Raw genomic sequence first — 15,605 nt, 5'->3', positions numbered from 1 at the left:
TTAGATTATTATTGATGCCTTAAAGCCATCACCTTTCTTAGATTCAAAATTAATAGTTCCATTTATAGAAGCGATACGGGATTCCGTATGTTGTAAACCATTTTTCTTAAAAAGATCACTTCCAACACCATTATCCTTATAAATTATGTGGATTTTAGAACCTTTTTTTTGAAAAATTAAAGTAACGAAAGTTGCTTGACTATGTTTTCTCATATTGGTCATGAGTTCTTGCAATACCCTGTAAACGGTAGTCTTTTTAAGTTCGGGAACAGTATCCCATGGCATTTTTGAAAGGTTGCGGGTAATTACTTTTACCTTATCGTTCTTATATCCCAGTAGCAAATCGTTTAATTGTAATCCGAAATCCTCTCTAAGGTCAATTGCGCTATTATCTCTAGAAATATCTCGTGTTTTGGTGTAAATTTTTTCCATTTCGTCCAAAATATTACTGTCTATGCCAGAATTGTTCTCAAGAGAAGTCATCACTTTATACATATCATTCGCTACTTCGTCGTGTACTTTTTTAGCGATTCTAGTTTCCGTTTTATAGATTTCTTCAATTTTTGCTTTTCGGTATCTGTTTCTATAAATAAAATAAGAACCTATTAGAATTAGAAAAATAATAAAAGCAAGCGCTTGGTAAGCCAATCTTTTTCGAGATTCAATTTCTTGAAGAAGAATACTGGCTTGCGTTTTCTTTTGTTCTTCAGCAACATTGTATTTTAGAAACGCATTTTTATTTTCGGCTAACTGTTTGGCGTTCGCAATACTATCTGTCAATTTTTTATATTCATGAATTAAGGGATTTTTGTCCATATTCATAAGCGTAGAAATAGCATCAAGCTTAAAGGAGCGGCTATTTATCTTGTCAGAAAGCGCTAAAGCCTCTTTTGCATAGGCAACAGCTGTATTGGTATCTTTTTTATTTAAATAAAACTCAGCTAAATGGGTATTGCTTGCGTGTTGGCCAATGAAATCATTATTTTTTTCACGAAGCTCTAAAGCATACTTTAAATTTTGTAAACCTTCGGGTAAATTTAATTTAGATTGTACATGCCCTAAATTATCAGCTACTAACGACATTTGATTATCATCTTTTAATTCAAAGCGTTTTGCAAATAGAAAGGAATGGATATTAAGGGCACTTTTATAATCGCGTAAATCTTTATAAATATTAGCTTTGTTATTAAGAATGACAACACTGTCCTTTAATTTATTCGCTATCTCTAAGGCCTTGTCAAAAGTTCTTATGGCTTCAGTTGAGTTATTTGAAGTTCTGTAAATACGCCCCAATTGATTATATAGACCTACCCTAGAATTAATTAAAGTGTCTTTGGTCGACATAGATTCAATTAGGTTAATAGCTTCGACTACATGGTTTTCACTACTAAAATTGTTGCCTATTTTAAATTCTGCTATCGATAAAAGTCTTAAGTCATAAATTGCATTTAAGGTATCTTTTAGCTCTAAATCTATTTCTTTTTTTTTGGTGTAATAATAAATTCCAGAGGGTAGGTCTTGAGGGTTGGCAGGCTGTAAGATGGCTTTTCGATATAATCTAGAACTATCAGAAGATGTTTGGGCTGTTCCAATTAATGACAAGCAAAAGGTCATGGTAAACAAACAAAGAAAACGTAGGGGAAATGAAACCTTTTTGTATGACATTCCTCTAAAGTAGACACTTTTTGGGTATTATTTTTTGAATTAGGTTTTTGTTATTATTTATAAAAATTATCACACTGAATATGAGTGATTTAATTAATAAAGAGAAGGTAACTTGATACTGTGATAAACAAAAAGAGCACCAAACCTTAGCGTAACGCTAAAGTTTAAATGCCCTTTTCCAACTAACAACTTAAATATGCACTTTTAAAAGATGACACTGCATGGGCTAAACCATGCAGAGAAACCTTTATACTTTATGAACGAAGCTTTTTAATGGTAGTCAAGGTGTTTTTTACCAAAGCTTCTAGACCAGCGTAATCTTTATTTGCTAAAATATCTTTACTAATAAGTTTTGATCCCATACCAACACAAGTAACACCTGCATCGAACCAACCTTTTAGATTAGCTTCATCGGTACTAACACCACCGGTAGGCATAACGCTTGTCCAAGGTTGAGGTCCTTTAATACCTTTTACGAATCCAGGTCCGTATAGGTCACCAGGAAATAATTTTACGATCTCACAGCCCATTTCTTCAGCCTTATTGATTTCGGTCAAAGAACCACAACCAGGAGACCATAATACTTTTCTGCGGTTACAGACTATTGCAATATCTTCTCTTAAAGAAGGGGTTACAATGAAATTTGCACCAAGAGACATATAGTATGAGGCGGCACCGGCATCAGTAATTGATCCTACACCCATGATCATGCCAGGTAGATTTTTTATTGCATATTTGTTCAATTCAGAAAATACTTCGAAAGCGAAATCGCCACGAGCTGTAAATTCCATTAAACGTGCGCCACCATCGTAACAAGCTTGTAAAACCTTTTTACCTAACTCTACATCTGGGTGATAAAACAAAGGTACCATGCCAGATTCCTTCATTACGTTTGCTACTTCTATTCTTGAATATTGTGCCATTTATTTTTTATTTCTCAGTTAAAATTTTGTTGAAATCGTAGACTGAAGGGTTATCTACATATTTTTTTGCCTCTATATAATCTTCTTCAGTTATATAGAATAAGTTTTGGAAGCATAATTCTGCCAATTCTGAATTAATATCTACCAATCGAGGAGCAATTTTACCGTTCTCATCTTGAATTTCTGATAAGAACAGCGGAGTAATTTCGCCTCTAGAATTCGCAGTGACCATACAGCCGCTTTTGCCTTCATCAAATAATTTTTTTACGCCAAGACCCAGAACCGTACATAATGTAAGGTCAAACCCAATAGGTCTACAACAGCGTAATTCGTAGCCTAGTTCAACTGGTCTACTTTTAATATCAATACCTAACTCCTTTAATTTTTTTTGAACGAGCATATTAAAAATATGCGCTTTACTAACATTACCTAACTCTGGGTGCCCATGGTCGTCATAAGTGAATTTAATATCACATTTATCTAATTCTGAATCGGGCATATTATGAAAGACTCCTTCACTAATCAGTGCGACACCGTAATGAATATCTTCAATTTTACGTTTGATCATTGAAGAGATGACCATTCTAACCACTTTGTCAAAAGTGATAGCAGTGCGGTCAAACATTTCTGGTATAATCATCATAGGGTAGTGGCAGCTAGCCGCAATACCGAATGCCAAATGCCCCGCAGAACGCCCCATGGTAGACATTACAAACCAGTTTTGACTGGTACGAGCATCTTCATAGGTAGTATTGCCAATACGTACACCTTCATCTTTTGCAGAATGGAACCCAAATGTTGGGTTTCTATCTGGTAACGGTAAATCGTTATCAATGGTTTTAGGTACGTGAATATTGGCAATAGAAATACCTTCTTTATTCAAAAAACCCGTAATTCTGTTGGCAGTAGAAGCAGTGTCGTCACCACCTATACTTACCAACAGTTTTACATTATTGTCAATAAAAAGGCTAGTGTTTAGTTTTTCGTTTTTAGGTTTAAAACGGCTCATTATTAACGTAGAGCCACCTCTACTAAAAATCCTGTCAGCATGGAAAAAATCGAATTTTTTGATTTGAGGATTTTGATCAAAAATTCCCTTGAATCCTTCATGTAAACCTAGAACGCGATAATTATCTTTTAAGAATGCCTTTGCCACGGTACTGATCACGGTATTTATACCAGGTGCAGGTCCGCCACCACAAAGAATTAAAACAGATTTTTTCGACATTTTCAGTTTTTAGAAAGGTTAAAGCAATTTTCTAATTATCTAGCAACTCTACCAGAAGCATCACCGCCCATTAGTTTCTCAACTTCAGAAACTGTTACTAAGTTGGCATCTCCTTTAATGGTATGCTTTAAACATGAAGCCGCTACAGCAAAGTCAAGTGCATTTTGATCATCTTCTGGGTATTTTAATAATCCGTAGATCAAACCACCCATAAAAGAATCACCACCACCAACACGGTCAACGATATCCGTAATTTGGTATTGACGGGTTTCGTACATTTTAGAACCGTCCCATAATACACCGGCCCATGTGTTGTGCGATGCAGAAATAGAACCTCTTAATGTTGTAATTACCTTTTTAGCTTTAGGGAATTTCTTCATCATTTGCTTACAAACAGATAAGAAAGCTTCCGCTTTAACATCGGCACCATCTTTATGAACATCAAGTCCTTCAGGGTGAATTCCAAAATGCTTTTCAGCATCTTCTTCGTTACCTAAAATAACATCACAGTATTCAGTTAAACCAGACATGATTTTTTCTCTATGTGCATCATCACAAAATGTCCAAAGTTTAGCTCTGTAGTTTAAATCTGTAGAAATAGTAATTCCTTTTGCACTAGCAGCTTTTACAGCCTCTAAACAAACATCTGCAGCACCTTGAGAAATAGCAGGCGTAATACCCGTCCAATGAAACCATTCTACACCTTCGAAAACAGCATCCCAATCGATCATGCCAGACTCTATTTCAGCAATAGCCGAATGTGCTCTATCATATACTACTTTACTACCTCTAGATACTGCACCAGTTTCTAAGAAATAGATACCTAAACGATCGCCACCATAAACAATTTTATCTACACCAACACCTCTTTTACGCATTTCCATCATTGCACATTCACCAATATCATTCTTTGGTAAACGTGTTACGAAATCTACAGGAACACCATAATTAGCTAAAGAAACAGCTACGTTAGATTCACCACCACCGTAAATAGCATCAAATCTATTTGCTTGTGAAAATCTCAAAAATCCTTCTGGTGCTAAGCGAAGCATTATCTCGCCGAATGTTACTACTTTTTTCATGTGAATATTAAGTTTATATGTATTGATTTATCGTTTGTTTAATCGATTAACCACTTTAGTTAAAAAATAACCAAAACAGACATTCTTTGTTTAAGTTAATTAAAGTCTTACTTTTGGTTAATCGATTAAACAAATATATATAAAGTAATTGAATAAAAAAAGAACAACTTTAAAAGACATTGCCAATGTTTTAAGTATTTCAACAGCAGCTGTTTCCAAAGCTTTAAATGACGATACACGAATAAGCGTAAAAACTAAAAAAGCCGTGAGACAGGTTGCCAAAGAGTTGAACTACCAACCTAATCATCTGGCAAGTGCACTAAGAAAAGGTAAAAGCAAATTAGTGGGCGTTATCGTGCCTAGAACTAATAGTCATTTTTTTTCTTCAGTGGTCGAGAGCATGGAGGGCGTTCTTAATAAAGCCGGGTATAATATTATAATAACGCAGTCTAACGAATCATTTGAAAAGGAGTGCAACAATATAGATACATTGCTTTATTTACAGGTAGATGGTATTATTGCCTCGATGGCTAACGAAACGGTTGATCTATCATATTATGAAAAAATAAAATCTAACGGAATTCCTTTAATTCTTTTCGATAGGGGTGAGAATGATTTGAACGTTGATTATGTAGGTATTAATGATTACGATAGTAGTCATATGATTATAGCCCATTTAGTGGCTCAGGGTTGTAAGCGAATTGCCCATATAGGCGGTTACCGTAGAACTCGAATATTTAATAACAGAATACGTGGGTATATAGATGCTATTAAAAAGCATGATTTACCACATGATGATGAGTTGTTAATTGAAAGCAGCTTGACATTGGAGGATGGTAGACAACAAATTGAAAAATTATTGGCTTTAAAAAATAGGCCTGATGCCGTTTATGTAGCAAGTGATTATGCTGCTTTGGGTGCGCTACAGGTTTTAAAGGAAAAGAATATCAAAGTACCTGAAGAAATTAAATTGGTTGGGTTTGGAAATGAACCGTTCACTTCTTTGGTGACACCTTCTATTACCAGTATTAGTCAGCATAGCGATAAAATAGGAAAGCTTGCCGCAGAAACTTTTTTGGGTTATGTTGATCAAGATGTAATCGTACAATCTTTAAATAAAATAATTTTAGATTCAGAACTGATCGTTAGAAGTTCATCAGAATAAAAAAAGCGTTATTGAGATTCACAATAACGCTTTTTTATAAAGTATAAATATTTACTAGATACCTAAAGCTTGACCTCCACCGATTTGTACAGTTTCTGCAGTAATGAAAGCAGCATCTTTACTAGCTAAGAAAGAAACAACACCAGCTACATCTTCTGGCTGCCCTAGTCTACCTAACATTATGTTATTTGCCCAAGAAGCGAAAACTTCTGGTTTAGTTGCTTTGATCTGAGCGTGGAAAGGAGTGTCAATAGTACCTGGAGATACTGCATTCGCTCTAATACCATATTCAGCCAAATCTTTTGCTAAAGCTCTAGTTAACGCATGAACTCCCGCTTTAGAAGTACCATAGATACCAGCACCTGGTCCACCAGCTGTCCAGCCTGCATTCGATGTATAGTTAATGATAGATGGATGGTTACCTTTTTTAAGGTAAGGTATGGCAGCTCTTGACGCAAAGAAAGCTGAATCAAGGTTCAATGCCATTACAGACCTGTAAAATTCAGTAGTCATTTCTTCGAAACGCGCTCTACCACCTAGACCACCTGCATTGTTTACAAGCGTATCTATTTTACCATATTTTTCACCAATTGCTTTAATGTTTTTCGCAACCGCTTCTTCATTGGTAACATCAAATCCTAAGTACTCAGCAGTAATACCTTCTGCAGTAAGTTCTTTGATTCTTTCGGCACCAGCTGCGTCATCTATTCCGTTTAAGATAACTGTATATCCATCTTGTCCTAATCTTTTAGCAACTGCAAATCCGATTCCTCCAGTTGCTCCTGTAATTACTGCTACTTTTCCTTCTGTACTCATGTTATAATTTATTTAATCTATTCTTAATTCAGTTTAATTATTTCCATTTAACGGTTCAATTTTACCGCATAATAACCAGATACTTGCTAATGCAATAATTGCCATTGTTGCACCTATTACAAATGCAGGTGTATAATTACCACCAGAGGTTAACCAAGGCACTAAATAAATTAATGCAGCAGCTGTTAATTTAGCGGCCATTCCGGCTATACCCGATAAAGTTCCAATTGTTTTCCCTCCAAAAAAATCACTTGGCAAAGTTTGAACATTACCAATTGCAGTTTGAAAACCAAATAATATTAGTGCCATAATTAGTACGGCTCCTGTAGGTCCACCTGGGTTAGCCATTGCTAACAAACTAGGTAACATTATTAAGCAACCTATTGTAATTATTATTTTTCTAGTTTTATCAACAGTCCATCCTGCTTTTAAACGATTCTGAGCAAAAAGTCCGCCGAACCAGGCACCTAGCATAGCACCTACATAAGGCACCCACCCATAAATACCTATAGTTTTTACGTCCATACCGTAAACCTCATTTAGATATATAGGAATCCATACCACAAATAACCACCAGATTGGATCGATAGCTGCCGAAGCAATGATTACACCCCAACTTTGTTTATGCTTTAAAAGATTAGAAGTGTCTGGATTATACCCGTCGTCTGGAGTGCCATCATTATCTATATCTTGATTTTGTTGACCTGTTAATATATAGTTTCGTTCTTCATCTGAGATCCAAGGATGTTTTTTTGGAGGTGCTTTTACTAATATTAACCAAGGTATCAACCATAGCAAACCTAGTGCACCCACTAAAATAAATATCATTTGCCAGCTAAAATATATTGTCATAGTAGCAATAGCAGGTATAGCGATAATACCACCAATAGCGGCTCCAGAATTAAATAGACCTTGAGCAAACGCTCTTTCTTCAGTTGGAAACCACTCTCCATTTGCTTTTGCGGCTCCTGGCCAGTTACCTGCCTCTGCAATTCCTAGAATTGTTCTAAATATTCCAAAACTTAGAACTCCTTGTGCCAAGGCGTGAAGTGCCGTTGCAATAGACCAAATACCGATTGAAATGGCAAAACCGATTCGTGTGCCTAACCAGTCTAAAATTTTACCGAAGATAGCTTGCCCAAAAGCGTAAGCGAACATGAAAACAACTGAAATAGTGGCAAAAATTTCTTTACGTTCATCATTTGATTTATCCGGAAACAAATCTTCTGCAATATCTGGCCAAAGAACTCCGATAGATTGACGGTCAATGTAATTGATTATTGTAGCAATTGCGATTAAAGCAATAACCCACCATCTTAATCCTTTAATTTTCATAATTCTGTTCTTTTTTGGTTATAGCTTGCTGATGAAAATATTAAGGTATACTTTGATAAAATCTAAAATGACCTAAATCTTTTCAATCCGTTGGTTAATTAGGGTAGTTTTATTTCCCCTCTAAATGTTGTAGCAATATTTATACAGTTCAACAAAATGATCTTTCATCATTTGTTTTGCTTTCTGTGTATTTTGTTCTTTAATAGCCTTAAAAATATCTTGATGCTCTTTTAATCTTTTTTGACTTTGGTTCTTATCACATACATGATATTTTTCAAAATTATTGATGATCTCTGGTGTAATAATCAGCATCATTCTATTGATAGTACTGTTGCCACATGCCTGAGCAATTGCCAAATGAAAAAGTAAATCTTCTTGAACTGCGTCTTCGTTATTCAATACTTTTACTTTGTAAGCCTCTAAAGCGGCTTTCATTCTTTCTAAATCGCTGTCAGTTCTTCTTTTGGCAGCTAGTTTAACAGTCTTTAATTCTAAAAGAATTCTGGTTTCAACCAATGACTTGAAATCAGGATCTTCTAAAGCAAGAATATCATTCATCATACCGTTCATTGCCACTTGGCCAATATCGGCTACGAACGTTCCACTTTGTGGTTTCGATTTTAAAATACCGTAAAATTCAAGTTTTTGAATTGCTTCGCGAACATTACTTCTACTAACTTCAAATCGTTCTGATAGCATACGCTCAGAGGGTAATTTGTCTCCTGGTTCAAGATTCTTGCGATTAATTAAATCTCGAATGTTTGCAATTATTAAATTGTGAAGTTCTTTGTGTTCGTTTCTGGTAAGGATTTCTAGCTTCATATATCACATTTCATATTAATAAAAAATTGGTTAACCAGATTGGTTTATCAAATTTATGAAAATAACTGTGTTATCAAATTTTTCAAGACCTTAATATTGAGAACTTCACTAAAAGTTTTCATTATGAAAGATTGCCGACCCGCTTAACAAGCCAGCAATCTTTTTTTAAAAACTAACTCAACAACTTACTTTAGTAAATGCTTTAATTTTCATTACCTAAATATTCTGTACGCTAATTCATGAATCTACAGATAGTAAAAAAAGCTTATAACTTAATACCTTCGGTTTTGTGTAATAACGCCACCACTTGCAAGTACTTCAGATGACGGAATTGAAAACACATAATAGTTACTGTCAATCGTTTGACCCATTGTAGCATCAACGGTAACCGTTCTAACCAAATCGAACCATCTATGATTTTCTAAGACTAACTCTACTCTTGGTTCTTGACTAACCTCAGCTTGTGAGCTTACTGTACCTTTTAAGCTTGTTAAACCTACTCTCGATCTTATAGTATCTAACCATTGAAATACTGTAGAGGCAGGCGAACTTGTTTCGTTTAGTGTTTCTGTATACATAAAGATGGCACCAGTGCTGAGTAACAACATCATTACTAACCCCAATTTTATTTTTAAATTCATTTGTAGTCATATTATGTTTATTTAAGATTGATGATAATTCGAATAATGTGATAGTTTGGTTACCCAAACTGGTTATCCAAATTGGTTTACCAAATATATGTTATTTATTCGTTAAAAAAAGAGATTATCACATTTTAACAACTTTCACTAGGTTAGATTTTTAGAAATCATATTTTAAGTCTAACAAGTATTGAGAATATGGTATATAGTTAACAGAGTTATTAATCTTTGTGATACATATATTCACTTTTGAATAAATTTATTTTTTGGTAATAAATCGTTAATGTTGAATCGCTTTGGGCTCTAGAGTTTCAATTATTTTTTGGTTTCTAGTAGTAGGTGATGAACAGAATGTTTAATAACTTCTTTTAGTTCTGATGGAATAGTAAAATGCCCTTTTTAAAGACAGTTTTTAAAAATATGTCTGTATACCCTTTAGCAATTTTTTAAATAAGGTGTTACCTTATTAAGATGTTAGGGACTAATTTGATGAGTATTAAATATATACTCGTGTAGTTGGTAGCACAATAGGAGAATAGGTATGCCTACCGGAATAACGATAGAAAATAGATTAAAGAACGAATGGCTTTCTTTTTAAATAAATCCGTTAGGCAGTCATTTTGAGTTTAAACTGCCAGTGCCTACAACGTAACCAATAATAAAAAATGCTGGACCAAAATTCTTAAGACGTTCTTTAAATTTCCCTGAAAAGGATATATTCTCTGTTGTCATAAGTATTGGTTCAACATTTTATATGTGATAAAAATAGTACTTCAAAAAATCTATTTGAAGCCACTAAAAGTAACTGTAGATAGCTTAGGTCTTACTCTTTGTCTCCGAAATAAGATGGACCTACTCCACTTAAGAAATCTTCTCTGACAGGGCTAAAAGTATCAATAAGTTCACCTTCTTCAAGGCAAACTGCACTATGTAATAAATTAGGTTCAATATAAACGCCATCACCTGCTTCTACAATTTGTTTCTCACCATCGATTACAAATTCAAATTTACCTGAAACGCAATAGGTAGCTTGTGTATGAAAATGTTGATGAGGGGCACCTAATGCTCCTTTGTCGAATTTTACTCTAACCATCATAATTTGGTTGTCATAGCCTAAGAACTTTCTTGAAACTCCTCCTCCAAGCACTTCCCATTCCATATCTTTTGTAATGACGTATTTTTCACTGAATCTTTTCATAATTTTTATTCTTTAATATTTATTTAAAATAATAAGAACCAGACCACTCATAATTCTTATTGTTAATTTTTACAGTATGTGTAGCTTCTTTTGAAGCATTTGTATTTGCTACAATAAATAATTTACTAATATCTTTAACAGTAGTTATAGAAATAGCTGTGTAATCTTCAGTATCTAAAACGACCTCTAATGCTGAAATAGAACTATTAGAATTAACAGCAGATTCTGAAACCGGACTATAGCTTCCATGCGCTTCTATAGTTGAGACAAAAAGTGTGTTATCTGTATCTTTTCTACGGATAATAAAACCAGCTTCTCTTCTTAAATTAAACTCAGGGTCATTGGCACCTATTCGTACAAATCTTAACTCGTCATCTTCTGAGGTTGCAGATGTTAAGGTATAGAACCTCCCTTTTTCTAGCCAACTTAACTTAGTGTTTTTTTCTGTTGTACTTCCGCAACCTTCTGACCATAAATGTTGATAGCCGTTATCAATACCTAAAGGCTCAAGTATTTTCGGAACTTCATATTCAAAATTTGTTTTCAATACTTGACCCATAAAATAAAATGGCAGATCATATTGGTTTGTACTATCAGATTTAACTCTTAGAATATCAAGCAGAAAAGGCTTTTCAAATCCATCATCTTTTATGATAGCCATTGTTCTGTGCATCTCCGTTCCTGGATACGCGTTAGTTTCCTTGGCACTAACTAGTTGTACATTGGAATTAGAATCATCAAAAACATGTAAAATAGGGTTGTGCTTGCTACCAATATCATATTTGCCTTGGTAGTGAGATTTCTCATTTTGCACAAGGGTGTTGTGGGCAATCGTTTGCTTCGCCCAAGTTTTATTTTCCTTCAGATAATTACCACCACCTTTTTGTTCAATATTCACAAAACGGGCAAGACCATAATCTTGTAATACTTCATCACCATTTTCATAGTAAGAGTATGATAACTTATCATAGTGACCATGGCTTGATCCTTGTGTTGCATATTTAAATACAAGTTCTAAGTCATCACTTCGTAAAATACCGACACCACCTTGTTTTCCGCCAGGTCCGTCAGATAAGTTGATCGATTTTTTAATGAAAGGTTTTGCTTTTCCATTTTTCACTCCCAGTGCAACTGCCAATCCAGAATCATCTAATAATACTTTTTTTTGCTTTTCTGCAATACTCAATAAGCCAGGGTCTTGGTTTCCGTAATAATAAGAAATATCTACAGCGGTAACTAAAGCATCGGTGTAATAAGACATTCCTTTTTGACCATCGTTAAGCGGAAAAAATTCACCATCTGCATCAGATAAATTCAAAAGGGCGTTAATTGATTTTAAAAGAACACCATCTTTATATTCAAAAATTTTCAATTCTGGTTTTACATTTTGTAGGCCTTCCGCGAAAATTAAGAACGGATACATGGCATAACGCTGGTAATATGGCCCCTCGTTATAATACCCATCAGGAGAAAAAGGTTCTTCTATGTTCGCTAAAAACCCTGCTTTACCTTCCTTATTTATAAATCCGCCATCATCGTCCTTAGCGGTTTTATCCATCTCTAAATCTGGAATACCATATAAAGCACGATCAATTAACTCTTTGTCGTTCATTACTAAGCCGATCATACCAACAGCGGCATTACCCCATGTACTATGGTTGTGTACTCTTTGGTAGAATTGCGGACTATCAACTGAAATGTGATCTGCGAATGGTCTAAAAAGGTTTTTTTCTAGCTTTTTTCTTTCAGCTGCACTTAAGTAATTATATATACAATCGTATGCCTGGCTAACGTAAACCAACCAGTTAGAATCGTTTAAACATTGCCAAAACAATTTACCTTGAGCGTATGATCTTGTTTTCGGGTGCAACGGTAATGTTTTATAAATACTTTCATATTGCAATAGCATGTCTTTTACGTACTTGGCATATTTCTCATCTTCCAAAATTTGATATAAAACACCGGCTTGTTGCATTACGAACATGTTACGTTTATGACGTACATGTGTGTAACCACCAGAATAATCTTTAGGTATAGGCGTATCGATACCCAAAGCGATTTCGGCATCAATTTCTTCTTTCAGTTTTTGTAGCGATGCATCAAATAGAGGTAGAGAACTTAATTCTGCTTTAATTTTTTCAACTCCTTCTTTGGTAAGAATTAGGCTAGGATGTTCTTGTGCAGCTGTGCTGATCGTTATTAAAATAGCGCAAATTGAAAGAAGTACTGTTGTTAAGTATTTAATCATGCTAGTTATTCGTTTTTTTGTAGACCTAAGTCTTTACCGTCAGTACCTTTTCCTTTTAATGGAGAATCTGAAGGTAATGAGTAATTAGTGTCTTTTGAAAACTCAGGGGCTAGTTCCCATTGATTTTCCACTTGGTATTTCTGATCGCCGGTGACCATTAGTTTTTCTGAATTACTCAAAGCATTATTAAGAACTTTGACAATTGGCTCACCGACTACCAGATGCATGTTAATGGCCTTGCTATCTTTAAAAATGTTGTTTTTTATTGCTGTTTCTTGAACGCCGTATAAAGAAACGGTAGCATCATATTTATTTTTAGAACCGTAACCAACATGGTCAAATACGTTATGTTCCATTTCTAAAAACGGACCAAAGGTACTTTCATCTTTACCACCTCTATACAATCGTAACGCTGGACCTTGTAAATCTGTAATAGCATTATTATTCATTAAAAAGTATTCTACATTATAAGCCCCAATATCATCACTTTCCTTATCTAGGGCAGCAATGGTACCAGAGATATTTTTGAAGCTAGAGTTTTGAATGCTAATAGTATCGGCAAAAGTTCCTTTAGAAACGCGCAGTACATCAAAAGAATGGTTTACGATCATATCTTTAAATTCACATCTATCAATGAACAACTTATAATTGTCGATCATAGATTTTTTGCTTGTACTTATGACGGAATTACCCGCGTAATCTGGCGATTTGGTACCATCAAAAGTGATGTTTTCTAACGAAAGACTGCCTCCATTTTCAATTTCAAAAGCCATCATTCTTTCAAATAAGATGGTCGCTTTTTCTTTGCCAACTGTCTTGAATGTTAATGGGTGTTTTATTTTAACAGCCTTGGTCAATAAGTAAGTGCCACCATCTTCAAGAATGATGATATCACCTGCTTTCGTCTCTTTTACTTTATCGAATAATGTATTAATGCCTGCGGCTACGTTGATGGTACTGCCAGAATTTAGAGCAATTGTATTATCTGCTTTTGAATACCAAGATACCCCTGTATTCTCTTTGGTTGCAATATTCGGACTAATAATAACTTTAGTTTTAATCTTATTTGAAGTAGGAATCTGGAATCCGTTTTTGTCTTTTACCAATTTAATCTTGGCATTCTTAAAACCCTCCTTAATAGTAGTTCCTGAATTTTCACCAAGAATATTATTGTTGAAAGTAATACCGCTAATATCATCATCAATGGTAAAAACATCTTTTTTGGTATCGTTGTAAATGATATTTTCTGAAAATTCTGAAGTTCTTGGCGCCTGACTTCTCTCTGCATCGCTACCTGCACCAAAAAGAATATTGTCACAGTTTACAAAAGTATTGTTGTTCACTTTGGAATCGATAACGGGTACATACCTGTTTGGTGGCGAATTTGGTACGCCGTTCATCATTACAAAAGCACCTCTAAAACGATAACCTGTTAAGCCGATATGGTAATTGTTAATCACAGTTTGAGATTCATTGATAACACGAATTCCGCCAGTACTCGGTTTATTATTACCAATAAAAACATTACCATCTACCAAGGTTTCATTACCATGGCGCATGGTTAAAGTACCTGTGCATTCAAAAAATGTGTTGTATTTAAAGGTGTTATTACAAGATTTGTTGGAGATGATTTCATGCTCGCCATTTGTTCTGTCAAAATAGTTAGATTCGACCAAGGTGTTCGATTTTTCTAAGGCATGATGACTAGTACCTATTCTTAAGGTTTCTCCTCCATTGTTTCCGTAGGTAGGGCGTGGTCCAAAATAATTGTGATCTATTTGATGGTTATTTGCTCTACTATCTTCAGTATCTAAACCAACAATCATCGTAACCCCTAAATTCTTTTTACCTGCAATATGGTTATGGTCAATTCGGTTGTTTTTTCCATAGATGGTAATCCAGTAATCTTGTACTTGACGCTCAGGGTTATTGAAATTATCGATTACACATTCGGTAAGGCGAGAATAATTTGCCATTTGTTCCCTGCTTTTTCTAAAGGAAATAACAGCGTTGGTAGGAGTGTACCCATTTTTGAATACAAGCCCTTTTACTATTAAATGGTCGCCAGCAATTCTTAGGTTTGAAGCACCAGATAATATCACTTTTCCCTTTTCTTCTGCGATAAGCGTAATGGGTTTTTCTGCGGTACCGTTTGCTTCGAAGAGTAGTTCAGAATCCATCCAAATTCCATTGGCAAGAACTATGCTATCTCCAGGCTGTACTTTTTGAAGCAATGCAGTAAACTCTGCTACATTTTTTACAATATGAGTATGCTGTGGTTTGGTGAAGGAATATAATAGGCACAGAAAAGCAGATAAGAATTGAAGGTGGTATCGTCTCATAGAAAAAAAATTGGTTAACCAAATTGGTTAACCAAAAATAAGGATATTTGTAAGACTGGCAAATATTTAACATAATAAGGGTGGTTTATATTACGGTTTGATAAATTTTGGATTTTGAAATCGTCAATTCGATAAACTTT

General features: G+C 34.7%; 12 protein-coding genes. 1 reads left to right on the top strand and 11 read right to left on the bottom strand.

Annotation, left to right across the window (positions count from 1 at the left end; translation table 11 throughout):
- The 4 genes from DFQ03_RS16535 to DFQ03_RS16520 all read right to left on the bottom strand — a co-directional run bounded on the left by DFQ03_RS16535 (position 1) and on the right by DFQ03_RS16520 (position 4,898).
- Positions 1-1,665 (bottom strand): tetratricopeptide repeat-containing sensor histidine kinase, encoded by a 1,665-nt coding sequence (locus DFQ03_RS16535; RefSeq protein WP_133674354.1) that lies wholly within the window; start codon positions 1,663-1,665, stop codon positions 1-3.
- A 254-nt stretch (positions 1,666-1,919) separates the two neighbouring features.
- On the bottom strand, positions 1,920-2,588 hold the full coding sequence (locus DFQ03_RS16530) for a bifunctional 4-hydroxy-2-oxoglutarate aldolase/2-dehydro-3-deoxy-phosphogluconate aldolase (protein ID WP_133674353.1): 669 nt from the start codon (positions 2,586-2,588) through the stop codon (positions 1,920-1,922).
- Between the two features lie 7 nt (positions 2,589-2,595).
- On the bottom strand, positions 2,596-3,816 hold the full coding sequence (locus DFQ03_RS16525; RefSeq protein WP_133674352.1) for a 6-phosphofructokinase: 1,221 nt from the start codon (positions 3,814-3,816) through the stop codon (positions 2,596-2,598).
- 35 nt (positions 3,817-3,851) lie between these two features.
- Complete coding sequence (locus DFQ03_RS16520; protein ID WP_073240465.1) at positions 3,852-4,898, bottom strand: sugar kinase; 1,047 nt, start codon at positions 4,896-4,898, stop codon at positions 3,852-3,854.
- A gap of 148 nt (positions 4,899-5,046) precedes the next feature.
- On the opposite strand from DFQ03_RS16520, the gene DFQ03_RS16515 reads away from it, so the two are divergent.
- Positions 5,047-6,063: a LacI family DNA-binding transcriptional regulator gene (locus DFQ03_RS16515; RefSeq protein WP_133674351.1), complete on the top strand. Its 1,017-nt coding sequence runs from the start codon at positions 5,047-5,049 to the stop codon at positions 6,061-6,063.
- A gap of 54 nt (positions 6,064-6,117) precedes the next feature.
- Here the strand turns inward: DFQ03_RS16515 and DFQ03_RS16510 are convergent, their stop codons facing one another.
- The 7 genes from DFQ03_RS16510 to DFQ03_RS16480 all read right to left on the bottom strand — a co-directional run bounded on the left by DFQ03_RS16510 (position 6,118) and on the right by DFQ03_RS16480 (position 15,465).
- Positions 6,118-6,879 (bottom strand): SDR family NAD(P)-dependent oxidoreductase, encoded by a 762-nt coding sequence (locus DFQ03_RS16510; protein WP_133674350.1) that lies wholly within the window; start codon positions 6,877-6,879, stop codon positions 6,118-6,120.
- Between the two features lie 33 nt (positions 6,880-6,912).
- Positions 6,913-8,214, bottom strand: a complete 1,302-nt coding sequence (locus DFQ03_RS16505) for an MFS transporter (protein WP_133674349.1) — start codon at positions 8,212-8,214, stop codon at positions 6,913-6,915.
- 120 nt (positions 8,215-8,334) lie between these two features.
- Positions 8,335-9,036, bottom strand: a complete 702-nt coding sequence (locus DFQ03_RS16500) for a FadR/GntR family transcriptional regulator (RefSeq protein ID WP_133674348.1) — start codon at positions 9,034-9,036, stop codon at positions 8,335-8,337.
- Positions 9,037-9,308: 272 nt separating this feature from the next.
- Positions 9,309-9,677: a RagB/SusD family nutrient uptake outer membrane protein gene (locus DFQ03_RS16495; protein WP_133674347.1), complete on the bottom strand. Its 369-nt coding sequence runs from the start codon at positions 9,675-9,677 to the stop codon at positions 9,309-9,311.
- Between the two features lie 823 nt (positions 9,678-10,500).
- Positions 10,501-10,875 (bottom strand): cupin domain-containing protein, encoded by a 375-nt coding sequence (locus DFQ03_RS16490; RefSeq protein WP_036156630.1) that lies wholly within the window; start codon positions 10,873-10,875, stop codon positions 10,501-10,503.
- Between the two features lie 19 nt (positions 10,876-10,894).
- Positions 10,895-13,123, bottom strand: coding sequence for an alginate lyase family protein (locus DFQ03_RS16485; RefSeq protein WP_133674346.1), 2,229 nt, complete (start codon positions 13,121-13,123; stop codon positions 10,895-10,897).
- A gap of 5 nt (positions 13,124-13,128) precedes the next feature.
- Positions 13,129-15,465 carry a chondroitinase-B domain-containing protein gene (locus tag DFQ03_RS16480; protein ID WP_133674345.1) on the bottom strand — a complete coding sequence of 779 codons (2,337 nt, stop codon included), beginning with the start codon at positions 15,463-15,465 and terminating at the stop codon, positions 13,129-13,131.
- Positions 15,466-15,605: the final 140 nt, after the last annotated feature.

This window comes from Maribacter caenipelagi (assembly GCF_004364175.1).
Lineage (GTDB): Bacteria > Bacteroidota > Bacteroidia > Flavobacteriales > Flavobacteriaceae > Maribacter > Maribacter caenipelagi.
Note: the sequence above shows the minus strand (reverse complement) of the source record. Positions and strands in the feature narration are given on the sequence as shown.